This window comes from Xanthomonas sp. NCPPB 3583 (assembly GCF_041475715.2).
GTDB classification, from domain to species: domain Bacteria; phylum Pseudomonadota; class Gammaproteobacteria; order Xanthomonadales; family Xanthomonadaceae; genus Xanthomonas; species Xanthomonas euvesicatoria.
The window spans coordinates 1986754-2006643 of record NZ_CM191263.1 but is presented as its reverse complement, the minus strand read 5'-3'; the positions used below and the strand labels follow the sequence as shown (position 1 = coordinate 2006643).

The following is a 19890-nucleotide window of genomic DNA, read 5'->3' as shown; positions in this document are numbered from 1 at the left end:
TCGGCGCAGCCAGGCGGCGCGCAGCGCCGTACACGGTAAGACAGCGCGATGACGCGCGCAGCGACGCGGCGCTCATCGTGGATCGCCATAGAAGATGCCACGGCCACCGGTGGCAAAGTACACGCGGCCGGCAATCCGCGGGTCGCCGGTCACGCCATACGGTTTGCCGAAGCGATGGGCATCGTCGTTGATGCGTCGCCAATGGGCGCCTTCGTCGTCGGAGCGGAAGATGCCATCCACGCCCGCCACGCGCCCGGCCAAATACAGGGCCGCCGGCGCGCCGGCACGCAGCGCCTTGCCGATGCCCAACGAGCGCGCTTCATCGGGTTTGGAAAGCGTGCGCAACTGGCCGTTCTGCCAACGCATCACGCCCAGCGTCGGGCTGGCCAGATACACCACGCCCGCACGCCATGGGTCGGGCCGCAGTTGCGGGCGCGCACGTTCATCGCGCGCCGGGGTGCCGACCCGCTGCCCGGTATCGCGAAAGCTGGCCGCGCCATCGCTGCTTTCGTACAGGCGCCCACTCACCCGATCGGCCGCATACCAGCGCTGCGCATCGACGCGGTCGGCCACCACCACCGCGGTGTCGGGCAAGCCCTGCACGCGCTGCCAGTGCTTGCCGAAATTGCCAGTGCGCCACACCCCGCCTTGGTCCGGCACCCACACCACTTGCGATGCATCGGCGGCAATGGCAATGGTGCCTGCCCCCTGCCCGCGCGGCGGTTCGCTGGCGAATGCAGCCCAGTGCGTGCCACCGTCCTGCGAATACAGCGCGCGGATCTCGTTGTTGCGGCGATCGCGCACGGTGCCGCTGCGCACCACCCACTGCGGTGCCTGGCCGGCGGCGTCGATGCTTTCGCCATTGGTCAGGCGCGGGCCCAGATACTGCAACTGTGCGGTGTCCAACGCGTCATGCCGGAAGCCATCGATATCGCCCAGCGCGCTGAGCAGGTGCGCACCGGCCATCGGGCTGAGCAGATCCAGCGGCACGGTTTCTTCCAGCCCACGGTCCTGGAACCACCACTGCAGCGGCGGCTGCGTTGAAAACGTCTGCAGGTTGCGCGAGGCCCAGATGCCGTAGCCGGTGACGAACAGGGCGTGGTTGCCGTCGAACGGATCGATCGCCAGCGCGCCTATCCAGTGCGGCGTTGCGTGCGCGGTCCACGGCGCGGCGCTGTGATCGAACTGCGCACCCGCCAACAGCGGAACCCAGCTGCGCCCGCCGTCATCGCTGCGGAACACCTCATCGCGCGGCGCGCGGCGGCGGAAGGTGCTGGTCAGCAGCACCTGCGGATGTTGCGGATCCACTGCCACCGCCCCCCAGCCGAAGCCATCGCCGCTCGCCGGTTGCGGGATCGGGCTGATCTCGCGCCAGCGGCCCTGCATCGCGTCGTAATTCCACAGCGCGCCACCGGCCATCAGATCCGGGCCAGGGTGATCGCCATAGCTCAGGTACCACTGCCCAGCGTTGTTACCGGCCATGTGGTTGGGGCGCAGCCCCTTGGGTTGCCCGGCCACGGCCGCCCAGGTGCGCCCCGCATCTTCGGAGACGTACAGGCTGGTTTGCGCAGTGGAAACGCCCACATAGATGCGTGGTGTCGGATTGCCAGCACGGCCGCTGGCGGCGTCGAAGACGACGAAGGCGATGCCCACGGCCTGTTCGCTTCCGACATGGTTGCGTGCCGTGGCCCCTGCCAGTGCATCGGCTGGAAAGGTCTCCACCCGCGTCCAGTGCGCGCCGCGATCGTCGCTGCGCCACAGGCCTGCGTCACGCGAGCCAAGCAACAGCACACGGCCGTCGTGCGGGTCCACCGCCAGCCGCTCGCCATTGGCGCGGCCCAATTGATTGCCACCGAGCTTGAACGGCAAATCGGCGCGTTCGAAATGCTTCCCGCGATCGAACGAACGCAACACGGCCGCATTGCCGGCGCGTTCGTGCATGTAGGTGCCAGCAGCCAGGTACAGCGCGTTCGGGTCGGCAGGATCGACCGCAAAGGCGTCGATTCCCATCAGATTCCAGTCGTCGGCCCCCAACCAATCGGTCAGCGCGACCCACTGCTGCGCCTGCGCGTCCCAGCGATAAGCACCACCGACATCGGTGCGTGCATAGGCAAGATCGCGTTCGGCGGGATGAAACAGCACGCCGGTGACAAAACCGCCTCCCCCGATGGCCACGCTGTGCCACTGATACGGTGCCGGCGTGCCGGGCTCGTCCGCAGATCCCTCGGACGGCATGAAGAGCACCACCAGCGTCAGGCAGACAGCAGTCAGCCACGCATGTGCTGCGGAAAAACGGCGCTTAGTAGGCGGATCGATCACGGCGATCATTCCTCCGGCTCCCCTCGCGATCGATGGCCTGGCCATCGATAGGAAAAACACCGGCCCAACGAGCTGCCTGCACAGCTCGCCGGACCGGCGACGCACTTCCTACGGCGCGTTCTACAGGCTGGCCCGCAACGTCAGGCCATACCGACGATCGTTGATCACGAAATCGCGGTAGCGCGACTCGGTGCCCAGATAGCTTTCGCGACGGGTATCGAGCAGATTCACGCCATCGAGCGAAATCGACCACACATCATTGATGTTGAAACGCAGCGAGGCATCCAGCTGGCCGAAGCCCTTGTTGTAGACCGGCAGGTTGCCGGTGCCGTTGCCCGCCGTGGTCACCAGCCAGTCGCTGCGCCAGTTGTAGGCCACACGGCCCTGGAAGCGCGCCGTTTCGTAGCTGAGGATCGCGTTGTAGCTGTTCTTGGACAGGCCCTCCAGCGGCACCGTCAGCGACTGGCCGTTGGTGTCGGTGGCGGTGGGGCTCGGCGCCTCGCTGTCGACGTAGGTGTAGTTGGTCTGCAGGCCGAAGCCGCTCAACCAGCCCGGCAGGAAGTCGAAGAACTGCGTGTAACCCAGTTCGGCGCCGCGGATCTTGCCCGAATCGCCATTGACCGGACGGGTGATCTGCCACACCTGGCCGTCGTACACCTCGTTGAAGACGGCGTTGGCGATGAAGCCTTCCACCTTCTTGTAGAACAGGGTGCCGTACATCATCGAGCCCTGGCCGAAGTACCACTCCAGCGCGGTGTCGAACTGGTCGGCCTTGACCGCTTCCAGACTCGGGTTACCCGCGGTGCCGGTGAAAGTGGAAGCGCCGTTCGAGGTGCCGGTGCTCAGGCTCAGGTTCGGGTTGAGCTTGTCGAAGGTCGGACGCGAAATACCGCGCGAGGCGGCAAACCGCCACTGCAGCTGATCGCTCAGCATCCAACGCAGGTTCAAGCTGGGCAGCACGTCGGTGTAGGTCTGCTGCGCATCCACCGGAATCAGGCCACCACCTTCGGCATCGGTGCCGGTGCGCACGCCTTGCGAGCCCACTTCGGTACGCACCACGCGCACGCCGATGTTGCCATCGAACGGAATCTCGCCATCCACGCCAAAGCGCAGCACGCCATACGCCGCGTAGGTCTTCTCGTTCTGCGTGTTGATGTTGTTGGGTGCAAATTCCAGCGGGCTGGCACCGAAGGCAGCCAGGGTCTGCTGATAGTTCGCCACTGCCGCATCGGATGCCGTCAGGGTCGGCCCGAAGGCATGACTCTGGCCGCGGAAGAAGTCGGTGATCGGATTGGTCATCACACCGATGCCGGGGTACTGCGAAAACGGTGCGCCGTCGCAGTTGTTGATGCACATGAAGCGATAGATGTTGCCCTTGGTCTCGGCATCACGGTCGGTGTAACGCACACCGGCCTTGAAGCTGCGCACGAAGTCGCTGTCGAAGGCCAGATCCATATCCGAACGCCAGGCAAATTCGGTGCCCTTGTTGTCGTCCTTGTTGTCCAGGTGATAGCGCCAGCCGTTGTAGTTGTTGACGTCGGCCAGGTAGCCTTCCGCACCGCTGGCATCGGTCACCGACAAGCGCGGCAGATCGCCCCGGAAATCGACGTTGAACTGCGGGCTGGTGACCTGACCGGTGGACAGGATGTAGCGCGTGCCGGTGGTGGTGGCATCGACATACTGGAAGTCGGTGCTCAGGGTCAGCTTTTCGTTGACCGTCCACTTGGCACCCAGCGAGTAATCGGTGGTCACCGAGTGGCGCTCGGTCAGGCTGGTATTGGATTCGGTCGGCACATTCTGGAACGAGCCGTTGACGAACTCGTTGCGGTTATTGACCTGGATGCCAGGCAAGCCCTGCATCGGGTTGGCGCCGGTCAGCGCGAAGAACGAATAATCGTGCCAGCTGAAGTCGTAGTCCGAACGCAGCACCTGCGTATAGACCTCCACTGCATCGTTCGGACGCCACTGCATCGCAAAGGCGCCGGTCTTGCGCTCGCGCTCGCCGACGGTGGTGTTGATGCCGGCGCCGTGCGGCACCGACACGCCCTGCCCTTCGTAGCCCGGCAGATCGGTCTGGGTGTACCACGGCTCGATCGAAATGGTGTCCTGGCGGAACGGGCTCTTCTGCTGCGAGTAGTTCACCAGGATGCCGATCTCGCCGATTCCGGTCTGCCAGCGATCGCTGAACAGGCCCGAGAACGCCGGCTTGCCGTCGTCGGCGAGGTCGTAATAGTTGTATTGCACGCTGCCGGCGATCTTGCGGCCGTCGTAGTCGAACGGCAGGCGCGTGCGCAGGTCCACGGTGCCGCCCAGGCCACCTTCGATCATGTCGGCAGACGGATTCTTGTAGACGTTGACGCCGCCGAGCAATTCGGCAGACACGTCTTCGAAGCTCAGGCCCCGGCCGTCGTTGGCGGTAAAGATGTCGCGACCATTGAGTTCGGTGCGTACCTGGGTCAGGCCGCGGATGGCGATCGCGCTGCCTTCGCCATAGTTGCGCGAAATCTGGATACCGGAGATGCGTTGCAGCGCTTCGGCCACATTGTTGTCGGGCAGCTTGCCGATGTCTTCGGCAACGATGGAATCGACGATCTGCTCTGCGTTCTGCTTGACCAACTGCGCCTTGGTCACGCTGCTGCGGGTACCGGTGACCTGCACGGTGTCCAGCTGTTGCGTGGTCGCAGCCGAGGCCGGCGTAGCGGTGGTGGTCGCATCCTGCGCATAGGCCTGCGCACTCAGCAGCGTGGCCACGCTGATAGCCATCACGGAGCGGCGGAAATCACGGATCGAACGCTGACCCACAGTCCGGCCTGCCGGAATGTGGCGATGTTGCACTGACATGGTGCTCCCTCCCAGGACGCATGTACTTCTAGTTTTTAGCGGGCCGGTGCGCGAGCGCCCGACCCGTCGTTGGTGCTGGCTTGGCATCTGCCGACGGCAAGACCGTGGCTGCGTAGATGCGGTGTAAACCCGAGCAGGCTTACCTGGTAGCTGCGGCCGGAGCATAGGGCGCGGCCGTCATGCCAGACCAATGAAATATTCCTGGAAAGGTATTCGCTAAAACTATAACAACCCCAGAAAACCCGGCAACTCTGGCATCGCAGGGTGACGGCGCAAGATTGAACGTGGCGGGCTCAACTCTGAGAGCCCGCGCACGTCGCCTGCGTGATCGCCCGCACTTACCAGTTCATGCGCAGCACCAGCGAGTAGCGCCGATCGTTGACGAACCAGCTGCGCGTATACAGATGGTTATCGACCTCGCCCCCCGTGTAGGACGTCGGCCCCATCAACACCTTGGTCACCGTGTTGGTCAGATTGTTGGCCTGCACGCCGAGCTGCACATGCGGGTTGAAGCGATAGAACGCCGAGGCGTCGAGCTGGCCGTAATCGTCCGACCAGGTCGGCAACTTGGTCGACACGTCGCTGGCGGTGAGCAGATAGCGCGAACGCCAGTTGTAGGCCAGGCGCAACGAAAGCGGCCCTTTTTCGTAGATGCCGGCCAGGTTGTAACTGCGTCGCGACAAGCCTTCCAGCGGCAGGCTCACACCGGTGACGGTGGTCTGGGTGTATGGGTCGGTGGCGGTGTTCGCGCCGCCGCTGCTGTCGACGAAGGTGAAGTTCGCATTGACGCCGAACCCGCTCAGCCAACCCGGCCAAGAATCGAAGAACTGCGTGTAGCCGTATTCGAAGCCGCGGATGCGCCCCTTGTCCATGTTGTACGGACGCGTCACCAGCCAGTCCTGCCCACCGTAATTTTCGGTGACGGTCTGGTTGGAGAAGTAATCCTTGACGCTCTTGTAGAACAACGTCAGGTACATCATGTCGCTGGTGTCGAAGTACCACTCCAGCGCGGTGTCGTACTGATTGGCCTTCATCGGCTGCAGATTCGGATTGCCGGCAGTACCGGTCCACCTGGAAACGGTGCCGTTGGACTCGGTGTTTGCAGCAAGCAGCAGGTACGGCTGCAACTGCGTGTAGTCCGGGCGCGCCATCGCCTTGGATGCGGCGATACGCCACTGCAGCGCGTCGGAGAACTTGAAGCGCATGTTGAAGCTCGGCAGCACGTTGGTGTAGCTGCCCTTGGCGTTGTTGGCGAAGTACTGCCCGGTGTACTGCTCGCGCAGCTCTTCCGAACCCGCGCTTCCCGACAGGTCGGGGAACTGGCCGTAGCCATTTGCCTCGGTCTTGGTCTGCACGATGCGCACGCCGATATTGCCGTCCACCGGCACGCCCAGCGCTTCGTCGTTGCCGAAGTACATCACCGCGTAGGCGGCCTGGGTGCGTTCGAACTGGCGGTTGATGTCCTGCAGCTGGTACTTGTCCGGCGCCCAGCCCGACCCGCGCAGCGCCACGATCTGCTCAATCATCTTCGAGGTACCAGCGTAGTCCTTGACTGCGGCGTTGCTCGGAAAATAGAGACTGTTGGGCACATCGATCTTGCCGCGGAACAGATTGGAATACGAATACAGCTGCGAGGTGCCGGTCATGTAGGTGGCCAGATCGGCCAGTCCGGTCCCATTGGCGGTGTCGGGAATCTGCGCCCAGTTATCGCTGATCACACCCCAGTTGTAGCCGGAGTTTTTGTTGATCTGGGTGCGGTCGGTGGCGCGGATGCCGGCACGGAAGGTGCGCAGCCAGGCACTGTCGTCGAATGCGTATTCCAGGTCGAAGCGCGTGGCCAGTTCGCGGCCGCGATTCTTCGCCAGATGGTCCATGGCCGCACTCCAGAAATAATTGGAGGGGTTGCTGGTGTAGGTGCTGTCGGCAATCCCGACCGATGGATATTTGCCGCTCAGATCGAAGGTCAGGCCCGGCAGGTAGATCGAATCGAACAGGGTGAAGTCCAGCGAATCGCTTTCCGAGCGCACCAGCTGCATATCGCCGCGCACGGTGAGGTTGCCGGTGAGCTTGTGGGTAAAGCCGCCGGACAAATCCGAGGTGGTCGTGCTCTGCTGCGCGTAGCGGTTGTTGGTGTAGAAGCGCACGCCATCGTTGCCGGTGACGTTGCCGCGCCAGGAACTGGATGCCGGCGAGCCACTGACGAAGCGGCCGTCGGCATCGTAGGTAAATTGAGTTCCGGGGGCCGGGCCAATCGCGTTGGTGTCGTCGTTGAAGAACGCCGCGCGCTCCTGCCAGTTCATGTCGTAACTGGAGCGCATGTACTGCACGTAGATCTCGGTGTCGTCGCTAGGCCGCCACTGGAACGCGCCGGCCACGCCATTGCGCTTGCGCTCGAAATCGAGCTGCCGCCAGTTGACGCCGCCAGGCACGTAGACCTTGTCGAAGCTGGTGCCTTCCAGCAGCGCCGCATCGGTGCGACGCACGAACGGCTCGACCTGGATGCCATCGCTGCGCGTGGCCAGTTCCGAATGCGCCACATCCACCATCAAGCCCATCTCGCCGAGGCCGGTGTTCCAGCGATCGCTGAAGAGAAACGAGCCCGATGGCTTGTAGGTCTTGCTGAAATCGCCGTAGTTCACGTCGGCGGTCGCACCGATCACCCGGCCCGGCTGGTCGAACGGCATGCGCGTGCGCAGGTTGACCGTCCCGCCCAGACCGCCTTCGATGATCTCGGCCGACGGGTTCTTGTAGACGTCCACGCCTGCCATCAGTTCGGCCGGCACATCCTCGAAGCTCAGACCGCGGCCGCTAGCGGCGCTGAAGCTGTCGCGGCCATTGAGCTCGCCGCGCACCTGGGTCATGCCGCGAATCATCACGCCGCTGCCTTCGGCAGAGAAGTGGTCCGGATCGTTACGCGCCATGAAGTGATCGATGGTCACGCCGCTCACCCGTTGCAGGGTTTCGGTGACGCTGCGGTCGGGCAACGCACCGATGTCCTCGGCACTGACCGAATCGACGATCTGTTCGGCATCGTGCTTGATCGACTGCGACTTGATCAGGCTGGCGCGCACGCCGCGCACTTCGACCGCATCCAGGTCGGTGGCCTTGCTCGCGGTGCTCGAGGAAGCATTCTGGGACGACTGCGCCTGCTGCGCATAGACCGGCGCAGCGAGCAAGAGCCCGATGCTGATGGCCATGGCGGAACGGCGGAACGGCGCAACGAAGGCAAACGACGGGCGAACACGCCCGTACCTGCCGAGGCATGGCTGGAACACTGGTACATCTGAATCCCTCCCAGGACGCAAGACGATTGAAACGGGTTGTCGCCGCGCAGACGCGCGGCGTGATCACGCAAAAAACGGGCGATGTCGCCCGTCAATTCCCTCCAGCAGGCGGCTTGGCCGCCGATCGCGTGCCCGACGTTACGTGCGCTTCAGCATGCGATCTGGCTCACACGTATAGGCGCACCACGCAGCGCCAGCCAATGAAAATTTCACAGGCTGCTATTCCGCTGCGGAATAGCGAGGGACGCATTGGTCAGGCAAGGGAGTCCGGCACTCGTAGCGCGGGATACAGACGTCGGGCCGTGGTGCGCAACGCCTGCAAGATGCGCTCGGCACCGGGCGGCAGGATGTAGTCGCGTCGTCGGATGATGCCGAACGATTCCATCCGCACGCCCAGTTCGATCGGCAGCACGGTGAGCAATTTCGCCTGGATCAACGGCGCCACCGATTCCACCGGCAGGGCGGTCAGCATGTCGGTGCCGCGCAGCAGGGTCGAGGTGACCGGCAGGGATGAGGTTTCGATGGCATTGGTCGGCGTCTGCACGCCGTGCTCCATGAACATCGAATCCAGGCGCGCGCGCAACACGCTGTCGGCGGGCGGCAAGATCCAGCCATGCCGTACCAGATCGGCATGCTGCAGGCCGGCGCGGCTGGCCAGCGGGTGCCCGGCACGCGCGATCACCGAATGCGGCTCGTCGGCCAGCGGTTCGAACTCCAGTTCGCCCACACCTTCCGGGCCGAGGATGCGCCCGATCACGATGTCCAGCTGCCCGTCCAGCAACTTGGCCACCAGCGGACGGCTGTAGTCCATTTCCACACGCACCAGAATGTCCGGAAACTCGCGCTTGACCTCGGCGATGGCCTGCGGCACCAGGTTGGTGCCCGGATTGACCACCGTGCCGATCGAAGCCTGGCCCATGCGCCCGGCGCGTAGCGCGGCGATTTCTTCCTGCGCCCGCCCAATCTCCGACATGGCCGCGCGCGCGCGCCGGATCAGCACGTGGCCATACCAGGTGGGCTCAACGCCACGGGCATGCCGCTCGAATAATTTCACCCCCAGCATGTCTTCCATTTCCGCCAGCAGCTTGGACGCGGCCGGTTGCGTCATGCTAGCGGCCTCAGCCGCGCGCAACACCGAGCGCTGTTCGTGCAAATGCAGCAGCAGCAGGAGCTGGCGCGTCTTGAGCCGGGCTGCGTTGAACCAGGGAGTACCGGAATTTGCCATAGCGTGCGGTTGCGGCCGTGTATTCGTCGGAGGAATAGAATATGCCGAAAATTTCATTTGCAGCACATATCTCCCCGCGCGAGGCTATCGAACGCCGCAGCAGGAGCCCCTACCTCCCGGGCGCGGTCAGAACAGACGTGACCTGCCCGTCCGCGGGCGGCAACACGCAGCCCAATATGCGGAGGTGGAGAACGATGACGGCATCATGCCCGCTGATTGCAGGCCGTAGGACGGCGCACGCGTGTCCAGGCGGCGCTCCCTCAAGGTCGGAATCCATCGCCTTCGTCGTCACACGTTCTGCTCCCATGTTGCGCATCGGCCGCCACGCCACGACCCGCAGTCGCGCAGCCTCCCCCGACGTTGCCGGCCACCCGGTCGCCAACCGCCGCTTTCCGCTCTACCGCGAGTAACCGCATGACTTCAGATACCACCGCCAGCCCGTTCGTCCTGCCCCTGGTCGCCATCCTGCGCGGCATCACGCCGGAAGAGACGCTCGACCATGTCGGCGCACTGATCGACGCCGGCTTCGATGCGATCGAAATCCCGCTCAACTCGCCGCGCTGGGAGCAGAGCATCGCGCTGGCGCAACAGGCCTATGGCGAGCGCGCCTGGATCGGTGCCGGCACCGTGTTGCGCAATGACGATGTCGACACCCTGGTCGAGATCGGCGCGCGCTTTATCGTCACCCCGAATACGCGCCCCAGCCTGATCCGTCACGCGGTGTCGCGCGGCCTGACCGTGGTGGCTGGTTTCGCCACCGCCAGCGAGGCGTTCGACGCCATCGACGCCGGCGCAACCATTCTCAAGCTGTTCCCGGCCGCGACCTATGGCGCCGCGCATGTGCGCGCGCTGCGCTCGGTGCTGCCCACGCACATCCCGGTCTACGTGGTGGGCGGCGTCAGCCCGCAGACCCTGGCCGGCTTTATCGCCCAGGGCGCTGCCGGCGCCGGCATCGGTGGCGAACTGTACAAGCCCGGCCAATCGCTCCAGACAACCCAGACGCATGCACGCGCCTTCGTGCAGGCCTACCAGGAACTGCAAGGATGAAGATCACCCGCCTCACCACCTACCACGCCGCGCCGCGCTGGCTGTTCCTCAAGGTCGAGACCGACGAGGGCATCACCGGATGGGGAGAGCCGGTCATCGAAGGCCGCGCGCGTTCGGTGGAGGCCGCCGTGCACGAACTGGCCGGCTATGTCGTGGGCAAGGATCCGGCGCGCATCAACGACCTGTGGCAGACCCTCTACCGCGCCGGCTTTTATCGTGGCGGCGCCATCCTGATGAGCGCCATCGCCGGTATCGACCAGGCGTTGTGGGACATCAAGGGCAAGACGCTGGGCGTGCCGGTGTACGAGTTGCTGGGCGGGCTGGTGCGCGACCGCATGAAGACCTACCGCTGGGTGGGCGGCGACCGCCCCGGCGCCATCATCCAGCAGATCACCGACTATCGCGCGCTGGGCTTTGACACCTTCAAGTTCAACGGCACCGAAGAAATGAAGCTGATCGACAGCGCGCGCGCGGTCGATGCGGCGGTGGTCAAGGTGGCGGAAATTCGCGAGGCCTTCGGCAACAGCATCGACTTCGGCATCGACTTCCACGGCCGCGTCGGCGCGCCGATGGCCAAGGCCTTGCTGCGCGAGCTCGAACCGTTCAAGCCACTGTTCGTCGAGGAACCGGTGCTGGCCGAACAGGCCGAGTATTACCCACGCCTGGCCGCCAGCACTTCCATTCCGCTTGCCGCCGGCGAGCGCATGTTCTCGCGCTTCGAATTCAAGAACGTGCTGTGCGCCGGCGGCATCGGCATGGTGCAACCGGACCTGTCGCATGCCGGCGGCATCACCGAATGCGTCAAGATCGCCGCAATGGCCGAAGCCTACGATGTGGGCTTTGCCCCGCACTGCCCGCTCGGCCCGATCGCACTGGCCGCGTGCCTGCACGTGGACTTCGTTTCGCACAACGCCGTGCTGCAGGAACAGAGCATCGGCATCCACTACAACGAAGGCGCCGACCTGCTCGATTACGTCATCAACAAAGACGATTTTCACTGCGTGGATGGCAGCATTGCGGCCCTGCCCAAACCTGGGCTCGGTGTGGAGATCGACGAAGAGATGCTCAAGCGCGCAAACGAAAATCCGCCGGACTGGCGCAACCCGGTGTGGCGCCACAGTGATGGCAGCATCGCCGAATGGTAAGCACGCCCGAACACACCGCCGTGCTGGCGGTCGACAGCCGCTGCACGCATGGCGAAGGCGTGCTGTGGTGCGAGCAGCGCCAGGCGCTGTACTGGGTCGACATCAGCGAAAAACGCCTGTGGCGGCACCACCCGGCCAGCGCGCAGTCGCGCTACTGGACGCTGCCCGACCGCCCCGGCTGCATCGGCCTGATGGACGACGGCCGCGTGCTAGTCGCGCTGGCCAAGGCGATCGGCATTGTCGATCCGGACACCGTCGAAGAAGACGCGCTGCCCTTCGAGAAACTGGCCGATGTGGAAGCGGACAACCCGCTCACGCGCAGCAACGATGGCCGCGTCGACCGGCATGGCAACCTGGTGTTCGGCACCATGGACGAGCACGACAGCAAGGCCGCACGCGGTGCGTTCTACCAATTTTCGCTGAAGCACGGCTTGCGCGCCCTGCCGCTGCCGGGCGTTTCGATCCCCAATTCGATCTGCTTCGGCCTCGACGGCCGCACCATGTATTACTGCGATTCGGTGCGCCCGCAGATCCTGTGCTGCGATTACGACCCGCAGACGGCGCAAACCACCAACACGCGTGTGTTCACCACCCTCGATCGCGATGACGCCGAGCCGGACGGCTCGATCATCGACAGCGAAGGCCACCTGTGGAACGCGCAATGGCGTGCGTCGCGCGTAGTGCGTTATCGCCCCGACGGCAGCGTGGAGCGCATCGTGCAGCTGCCGATCAAGCATCCCACCTGCAGCGCCTTCGGCGGCGCGGCACTGGACCGCCTGCATGTGATCAGCTCGCGCCTGGACCATAGCGCCGACGAACTCGCGCGCATGCCCGAAGCCGGCAGCCTGTTTGTCTGCGACCTCGCCATCGCGGGCCTGCCCGAAAGCCGGGTGGCGAGCGCATGATCGCCATCGATTGGGGCACCAGTAGCCTGCGTGGCTATCTGCTCGATGCCGACGGCAAGGTCGTTGCGCAGCGCCGCGGTAGCGACGGCATCCTGGCCTGCCAGGGCCGCTTCGACGCAGTGCTGGCTGGCCTGGTCGACGGCTGGGACGGCCCACTGCTGCTCTCGGGCATGATCGGCAGCCGCAATGGCTGGGTCGAGCAACCTTACCTGCCCTGCCCGGCCGACACCGCCGCGCTCGCCCAGGCGATGCGCTGCTACGACGCCCTGTTGCCCGGCCGCGCACTGTGGTTCGTGCCCGGCGTCAGCACCGGCGAACAGGCCGGCGTGCCCGATGTGATGCGTGGCGAAGAAACCCAACTGGTCGGGCTGATCGCCGCGCTCGGCGACGGCGCGCATGTCGCCTGCCTGCCCGGCACGCACAGCAAATGGGCGCAGATCGCCAACGGCCAGCTGACGGGTTTTGCCACCGTCATGACCGGCGAGTTGTACGCCGTGCTGCGTCAGCACAGCATCCTGGGCAAGCTGATGGACGACGATCATGCCGCGCTGGACGCTGACGCATTCCTCCAAGGTGTCGACCGCAGCAACGACCCCGGCGGCCTCAGCCACCACCTGTTCGGCACCCGCACGCTCGGCCTGTTCGAACGCCTGTCCTCCGCGGCGCTGCCGTCCTACCTCTCGGGCGTGCTGATCGGCCACGAACTGCGCGCGCACCGCGGCGCTCACGCCATCGTGCATCTGGTCGGCAGCCCTGCTCTGGCGCAACGCTACGCATTGGCACTGCAGCACCTGGGCGTCGAAAGCCGGCTGCACCCGGAAGATCTGGCTGCGGCAGGGTTGTTCGCGCTGGCCAGGCAGCGCGGACTGGCCTGACAGCCCGGCACGAAAAGCGCCAACAACTCCACACCCATCACGCGACTGCTTTAGAATTGGAAGGCTAAACGCCGGATTCCGCCATGCCTTTTGTTGTCACCGAAAACTGCATCAAGTGCAAATACACCGACTGCGTCGAGGTTTGTCCGGTGGATTGCTTCCACGTCGGCCCGAACTTCCTGGTCATCGACCCGGACGAGTGCATCGACTGCACCCTGTGCGAGCCGGAATGCCCGGCCAACGCGATCTATCCCGAAGATGACGTGCCGGCGGGCCAGGAAGCCTTCGTGGCACTCAACGCCGAACTCGCCAAGGCCTGGCCGGTGCTGACCGTGCGCCAGGAGCCGGCGCCGGATGCCGCCGAATGGGATGGCAAGCCCAACAAGTTGCCGCTGCTGCAGCGCTGAGCTGCACGACCGGGCGCGGCCCGGAGCCACACCGCTGCACGCACCTCGCAGTGCACTCGGCACTAACGCAAAACGGGCGCCTGAGGCGCCCGTTTTGCCATCCAGCAAACCGAACCGGCCTCAGCCGCCCAGTTTGCTCTTCAGCGAGGAGATCACCGCCACCGGCGCAGCCGCCGTGGCCGGCATGCCGCGCGGGTCCACGGCCGACACATAGCTGCCCGCATCGACCTTGACCACGCGCACCAGGAAGCTGGAACCTTCGTAGCTCACATCGTAGGAACCGAGCATCTGGGCCTTGCTGGCAATGGTCAGGCCCGGGATATCGGCCAACGCCGCGCCCACCTTGGCAAACACCTCGTCGCGCTCGCCCGGCACGGTAAAACCGCTGTTGGCGCTCGCCGACGGCGGCGTGTTGCTGTTCTGCTGCGTGGTGGAGGCCAGCGTCGGCACCTTCATCGCACCGGAGGTGTCGGGCAGGTTCAGGTCCGGCGGCACTTCCAGCGGACGGGCTTCCGGCGCCAGCGCATAGTCGCCGCGCGCGCCCTTGTGAAACCAGCTGCAACCGCTCGTGGCAGCGACAGTGGCGGTCGCCAGCAACGCGAGCGACAGCACGCGGACGGGGGAAACGGAATGACGCATCGATAGATCTCCTGGGTCAGGCCGCGAGCATTTCGCGGCTGGAAAGCGCTTCCAACGCAATGGCGTCGGCGGCAAGGCGGTCGGCAGCAGGCTGGTGCGCCGCAGAAAGAGGCAGCAGCGGCAAGCGCAGGCCGTGGCCGATCCCGGCGCGCTGCAGCAGCGCCTTGACCGGGATGGGATTGGATTCGATTCCGCAGAAGCTGTGGTATTCGCTCAACCGCGCGTCCCAGGCGGTGGCAGCATCGCGCTGTCCATCGCGGGCCAGATCGCACAGGCGCCGGTACGCCGCCGGCAAGGCGTTGGAGGCGACCGAGATCAGCCCGGCAGCGCCGGACAACATTGCGTGCGCCGCGCTGCCATCGTCGCCGCTGAGCACCACAAAACTGTCGCTGCGTAGCGCCACCAGTGCAGCGATGCGCTCGGGCTCGCTACGTGCTTCCTTGATGCCGACGATGTTCGGATAGCCCACCAGCTCGGCCACCGTCTCCGGCAGCAGGTCGCAGCCGGTACGGCCCGGCACGTTGTACAGCACCACCGGCAGGCCACCTTCGTTGGCCACCGCCAGAAAGTGGGCCTTCAACCCGGCTTGGGTCGGACGCACATACGGCGGCGTCACCACCAGCGCGTACTGCGCGCCCAGCGCCGCAGCGCGACGTGTCTGCGCAATGGTCTTTGCCGTGCCGGACAAGCCGGTGCCGGCAAGCACCGGCACCCGGCCGGCGACCTGTGCCACAGCCGCGCGCAGCAGCGTGTCGTATTCGTCGTCGCTCAGTGCGGCCGCTTCACCGGTGGAGCCGGCAACCACGATTCCCTGCACGCCGCCGTGCAACTGCTGCTCCAGCAGCCGCCGCCAGGCATCCAGGTCGAGTGCGCCATCGGGACCGAAGGGGGTCGCCAGCGCGGTGATGATGCCGGAAAGGGACAAGATTCTGCTGCTCTTACGTGACAGGAAAAGGCCCGCGCGCACGCGGGTTGCGACCGCCTGCATGTTACTTGCGGCGCGAAACCACGGGCAAGTATGCTGGTCACCGCCAGGGCGCCTGCCCGGGCGGCCATTCAGCCTGATGCAATGCCGGAAGCCCCTTTGACCGACTCTACACCCCGGCCTTCGCCGACCGAAAATCACCTCCTGATCAACGCCTACACGACGCATCCGGAGTCCCCCCTGTTGCCCGTCACTCGCCGCATCGCCGACAGCGGCTGCAATCTCGTGGACGCCCGTCTGGCCACGGTGGGGCGCGACGTCTCGGTCACCGCACTGGCAACCGGCTCCTGGGATTCGGTCGCCAAGCTCGAAGCCATGCTGACCCGGCTCGAACGCGAAGAAGGATTGAAACTGGTGTGGTATCGCACCGGCCCCAAGCAGACCCAGTCCAACCTGCTGCCTTACATCGTCGAAGTGATCGCCGCCGACAAGCCGGGCATCCTGTTCCAGCTGGCCGATTTCTTCGACCGCCAGGGCATCACCATCGAAAACCTGCAGAGCACGCGCTACCGCGCCATGCAGACCGGCGCGGAGATGTTTTCGGCGCAGGTGACGATCGGCGTGCCGGCCAACATGCACATCGCCGCATTGCGCGATGATTTCCTGGAATTCTGTGATCACCTCAATCTCGACGCGATCATGGACCCGATGAAGTTCTGAGGCCCCCATCAATGGCCATCGCGATCTCTGCGCTAAAACAGATGTTCGACCACATCCGCTCCGAGACCGATTGGAATCTCGACGGCCCGCTGCGCTGGGAATACTTCTTCGCCGATCCTGCGCAGGAGCCGCTGCAGAAGCTCGCCGAGCAACTGACCCAGGACGGCTATCGCGTCATCGACATTTTCCTCGGCGAACGCGACGAAGACGACGGCGATGACGAAGAGTCGTACTTCCTGCATGTGGACAAGAAAGAACATCACACCATCGAGTCGCTGAATCAGCGCAATGCGCAGTTCGACGCACTTGCCAAACGCTTCCATGTGGCTGCTTATGATGGGATGGACGTCGGCCCGGCCTGACCGCGCCGTCGCCCCTCCACTTTGGGCTGAGCAACGATGACCGACGCTGTGCTGGAATTACCCGCTGCAACCTTCGACCTGCCGCTGGCGCTGTCCGGCGGCACCCACACCACCCTGCGCGACCATGCCGGCACATGGCTGGTGCTGTACTTCTACCCGAAGGACAGCACGCCCGGCTGCACCACCGAAGGACTGGACTTCAATGCCTTGCTGCCGCAGTTCAAAAAAGCGGGCGCGATGGTGTTGGGCGTTTCGCGCGATTCGGTGAAGTCGCACGACAACTTCTGCGCCAAGCAAGGCTTCGCCTTCCCGTTGATCAGCGACAGCGATGAAGCGCTGTGCCGCGCCTTCGACGTGATCAAGGAAAAGAACATGTACGGCAAACAGGTGCTCGGCATCGAGCGCAGCACCTTCTTGCTGTCGCCCGAGGGGCATGTCGTGCAGGAATGGCGCAAGGTCAAGGTCGCCGGCCATGCCGAGGCCGTGCTGGCCGCAGTAAAGGCGCACGCCAAACAGTGACACCCCTCGCTTCCCGCGTCCTCCATCACCCTGCAGCTGCAGGCGTGATGGCTCGCCCCTGCTCCATCACTTGGAAGACCCAATGACCCGAGGCAAGCGCATCTACGTGCTGGACACCAACGTGCTGATGCACGATCCCACCGCGCTGTTCAAGTTCGAGGAACACGATGTGTTCCTGCCGATGCAGGTGATCGAGGAGCTCGACAACGCCAAGAAGGGCACCTCCGAAGTCAGCCGCAATGCACGCCAGGTCAGCCGTTTCCTGGACGAATTGCTGGAAAACACCAACGCCGAGCAGATCCAGGCCGGCATCCTGCTCAGCCATCCACAGGGCATCCAGCTCAAGGGCCAGGCCGCGATCGGACGGCTGTTTTTCCAGATCAAGCCGATCGACCCGGGCCGCACCTTCGGCGAAATGCTGCCGGACAACAAGATCCTGGCCTCGGTGCTGGCGCTGCGCGAAGAAAATGCGGATGTGCCGGTCATCCTGGTGTCCAAGGACATCAACCTGCGCATCAAGGCCTACATCAGCGGCCTGGTCGCCGAGGACTATCAAAACGACCGTGCGCTGGACGATTTCAGCCTGCTGTTCACCGGCGCCATCGAGCTGCCGGAAGATTTCTGGCAGAAGCACAACGAAGATCTGCGCAGCTGGAACGAACGCGGCCGCACCCATTACGAAATCGTGCTGGCCGAGGACGAAGACTGGTATCCGAACCAGTACCTGTACCTGCCCGGCGAAGATGAAGTGGAGCTGCGCGTGGCCAAGGTTGGCGGCGGCAAGGCCACCTTGTGCCTGGTCGACGATTTCCGCAGCGGCCAGCATGCGGTCTGGGGCATCGTGGCACGCAACCGCGAGCAGAATTTCGCGCTCAATGCGCTGATGGACCCGGAGATCGACTTCGTCACCCTGCTCGGCACCGCCGGCACCGGCAAGACCTTGCTCGCACTGGCTGCAGGCCTGGCGCAGACCATGGACCAGCAGCGCTACCGGGAAATCATCATGACCCGTGCCACTGTCAGCGTGGGCGAAGACATCGGCTTCCTGCCGGGGACCGAAGAAGAAAAGATGACCCCGTGGATGGGCGCACTGACCGACAATCTGGAAGTGCTCACGCACAATCAGGAAGGCGGCTCGTGGGGCCGTGCGGCCACCAACGACCTGCTCGCCAGTCGCATCAAGATCCGCTCGATGAACTTCATGCGCGGTCGCACCTTCCTGTCGCGCTATCTGATCCTGGACGAGGCGCAAAACCTCACGCCCAAGCAGATGAAGACGCTGATCACCCGCGCCGGCCCCGGCACCAAGATCGTGTGCCTGGGCAATGTCGAACAGATCGACACCCCCTACCTCACCGAAACCACTTCGGGGCTGACCTACGCGGTGGATCGCTTCAAGGCATGGCCGCATAGCGCGCACATCACGCTGCGTCGCGGCGAGCGCTCGCGTCTGGCCGACTTCGCTTCGGAGGTGTTGTGATGCGCACCTATCGCGGCGCGGTGGCGCTCGCCGTGATCGCGCTGGCCGGCTGCGCCAGCACGCAGGGGCCAGCCAGCGTGCCGACCAATCTCAAGAACGGCCAGTCCTGGATCATCACCCGGCAGAGCGTGGCCGAACAGGTGTTGCAGACCTGCTCGCGCGACAGCCCGGCACGGCATCCAGGCCAGATCAGCGGCTATTGGGCGCCGAGCCATCAGCAGATCGAACAGCTCGAAGCGCGGCAGGATGCGTTGACGCCCACCATTGCCGAGCCACGCGAGTTCGACCGCCAATACGTGGGTGTGGTGATCCAGGGCCAGCAGTTGATCTACGTCAACGCGTTCAAGCTTCCCAACGACCCGCCGGTGAAACCGGCGCGGGAAGCGATCCAGGTCTGCGACGGCGGCAGCATGTTCTGGGGTGCGCTGTACGACCCGCAAACAGGCGCGTTCTCGCAGATTGCGATCAACGGTAGCCCCTGACCCGAGATGGGAATCCTGCTGCCGCGCTGGGTCTGGATTGGCGCGGTGGCATTGTCGGCCGTGGCCGGCATGGTCAATGTGGTGGGCTACCTGGGATCCGAGCACCAGGTGGTCAGCCATCTCACCGGCACGACCAGCCTGCTCGGCGTTGCCCTGGCGCAAGACGCTGCCCCGGACACCGGCTTTCTTTGCGGCATCCTCATCGCCTTCTGCGCAGGCGCCATGCTCAGCGGACTGATTATCCAGGACGATGTCGTGCGGCTTGGACAGCGCTACGGCGCCGCGTTGCTGCTCGAAGCGCTGCTGTTGCTGGGCGCGATTGCACTGTTCAAGTTGCATCATGTCGGCGGCGTCCTGTGCGCCGCCGGCGCCTGCGGCCTGCAGAATGCGATGGCGACCAGCCTCAGCGGCGCCGCGGTCCGCACCACGCATCTGAGCGGCATGTTCACCGACCTGGGCATCGGCCTGGGGCACCTGCTGCGCGGGCGTCCGCTGCAGGTGCGGCGCCTCACGCTGAGCGCGCTGATCATCAGCGGTTTTCTCGGCGGCAGCATTCTCGGAACCTTGCTGTTCCAGCGCTGGCAGTACGACGCGCTCTACCTGCCCGCCAGCCTCACCGGATTGACCGGCGCCGGTTATGTCGCCTACCTGCAATGGCGCCGCTGGCGCACAGGATGATGCGCACATCCTCCGGCCAGCAGTGCAGAATCGCCAC

Annotated in this window: 17 protein-coding genes; 11 read left to right on the top strand and 6 right to left on the bottom strand. The window is 64.8% G+C overall.

The annotated features are described in order from the left end of the window. Positions 1-72 precede the first annotated feature (72 nt). The 4 genes from ACCQ07_RS09015 to ACCQ07_RS09000 form a co-directional block, all read right to left on the bottom strand. Positions 73-2328, bottom strand: coding sequence for a WD40/YVTN/BNR-like repeat-containing protein (locus ACCQ07_RS09015; protein WP_372363991.1), 2256 nt, complete (start codon positions 2326-2328; stop codon positions 73-75). A 111-nt stretch (positions 2329-2439) separates the two neighbouring features. Continuing rightward, on the bottom strand, positions 2440-5160 hold the full coding sequence (locus tag ACCQ07_RS09010; RefSeq protein WP_031422326.1) for a TonB-dependent receptor: 2721 nt from the start codon (positions 5158-5160) through the stop codon (positions 2440-2442). A 338-nt stretch (positions 5161-5498) separates the two neighbouring features. Further along, complete coding sequence (locus ACCQ07_RS09005; RefSeq protein ID WP_008574442.1) at positions 5499-8357, bottom strand: TonB-dependent receptor; 2859 nt, start codon at positions 8355-8357, stop codon at positions 5499-5501. A gap of 340 nt (positions 8358-8697) precedes the next feature. Further along, a complete protein-coding gene (locus tag ACCQ07_RS09000; RefSeq protein WP_007966740.1) occupies positions 8698-9669 on the bottom strand; it encodes a LysR family transcriptional regulator in 972 nt (323 codons plus the stop codon). 414 nt (positions 9670-10083) lie between these two features. Here ACCQ07_RS09000 and ACCQ07_RS08995 point away from each other — a divergent pair, with 414 nt between their 5' ends. The 5 genes from ACCQ07_RS08995 (at position 10084) to fdxA (ending at position 14048) form a co-directional block, all read left to right on the top strand. Then, a complete protein-coding gene (locus tag ACCQ07_RS08995; protein ID WP_008574445.1) occupies positions 10084-10716 on the top strand; it encodes a 2-dehydro-3-deoxy-6-phosphogalactonate aldolase in 633 nt (210 codons plus the stop codon). Next, the gene (gene dgoD / locus ACCQ07_RS08990; protein ID WP_008574447.1) at positions 10713-11861 is read left to right on the top strand and encodes a galactonate dehydratase; all 1149 of its coding nucleotides are present in this window, start codon (positions 10713-10715) and stop codon (positions 11859-11861) included. Before ACCQ07_RS08995 ends, dgoD begins: the two co-directional genes overlap by 4 nt. After that, positions 11855-12766 (top strand): SMP-30/gluconolactonase/LRE family protein, encoded by a 912-nt coding sequence (locus ACCQ07_RS08985; RefSeq protein WP_046932056.1) that lies wholly within the window; start codon positions 11855-11857, stop codon positions 12764-12766. Before dgoD ends, ACCQ07_RS08985 begins: the two co-directional genes overlap by 7 nt. Further along, positions 12763-13641, top strand: coding sequence for a 2-dehydro-3-deoxygalactonokinase (locus tag ACCQ07_RS08980; protein WP_008574741.1), 879 nt, complete (start codon positions 12763-12765; stop codon positions 13639-13641). Before ACCQ07_RS08985 ends, ACCQ07_RS08980 begins: the two co-directional genes overlap by 4 nt. A gap of 83 nt (positions 13642-13724) precedes the next feature. Next, complete coding sequence (gene fdxA / locus ACCQ07_RS08975) at positions 13725-14048, top strand: ferredoxin FdxA (protein WP_003481917.1); 324 nt, start codon at positions 13725-13727, stop codon at positions 14046-14048. A gap of 120 nt (positions 14049-14168) precedes the next feature. Here the strand turns inward: fdxA and ACCQ07_RS08970 are convergent, their stop codons facing one another. Beyond that, a complete protein-coding gene (locus ACCQ07_RS08970) occupies positions 14169-14687 on the bottom strand; it encodes a hypothetical protein (RefSeq protein WP_008574742.1) in 519 nt (172 codons plus the stop codon). A 16-nt stretch (positions 14688-14703) separates the two neighbouring features. Beyond that, on the bottom strand, positions 14704-15612 hold the full coding sequence (gene dapA / locus ACCQ07_RS08965) for a 4-hydroxy-tetrahydrodipicolinate synthase (RefSeq protein ID WP_218498926.1): 909 nt from the start codon (positions 15610-15612) through the stop codon (positions 14704-14706). A gap of 93 nt (positions 15613-15705) precedes the next feature. Here dapA and ACCQ07_RS08960 point away from each other — a divergent pair, with 93 nt between their 5' ends. The 6 genes from ACCQ07_RS08960 (at position 15706) to ACCQ07_RS08935 (ending at position 19853) form a co-directional block, all read left to right on the top strand. Beyond that, the gene (locus ACCQ07_RS08960) at positions 15706-16332 is read left to right on the top strand and encodes a glycine cleavage system transcriptional repressor (protein ID WP_002813792.1); all 627 of its coding nucleotides are present in this window, start codon (positions 15706-15708) and stop codon (positions 16330-16332) included. Positions 16333-16343: 11 nt separating this feature from the next. Continuing rightward, the gene (locus ACCQ07_RS08955) at positions 16344-16694 is read left to right on the top strand and encodes a ribonuclease E inhibitor RraB (protein ID WP_003481909.1); all 351 of its coding nucleotides are present in this window, start codon (positions 16344-16346) and stop codon (positions 16692-16694) included. A gap of 36 nt (positions 16695-16730) precedes the next feature. After that, a complete protein-coding gene (locus tag ACCQ07_RS08950; protein WP_008574748.1) occupies positions 16731-17213 on the top strand; it encodes a peroxiredoxin in 483 nt (160 codons plus the stop codon). 82 nt (positions 17214-17295) lie between these two features. Further along, a complete protein-coding gene (locus tag ACCQ07_RS08945; protein ID WP_008574750.1) occupies positions 17296-18693 on the top strand; it encodes a PhoH family protein in 1398 nt (465 codons plus the stop codon). Then, positions 18693-19175, top strand: a complete 483-nt coding sequence (locus ACCQ07_RS08940) for a hypothetical protein (protein WP_008574752.1) — start codon at positions 18693-18695, stop codon at positions 19173-19175. The genes ACCQ07_RS08945 and ACCQ07_RS08940 overlap by 1 nt, the downstream gene beginning before the upstream one ends. A 6-nt stretch (positions 19176-19181) precedes the next feature. Further along, positions 19182-19853: a YoaK family protein gene (locus ACCQ07_RS08935; RefSeq protein WP_008574753.1), complete on the top strand. Its 672-nt coding sequence runs from the start codon at positions 19182-19184 to the stop codon at positions 19851-19853. Positions 19854-19890 lie beyond the last annotated feature (37 nt).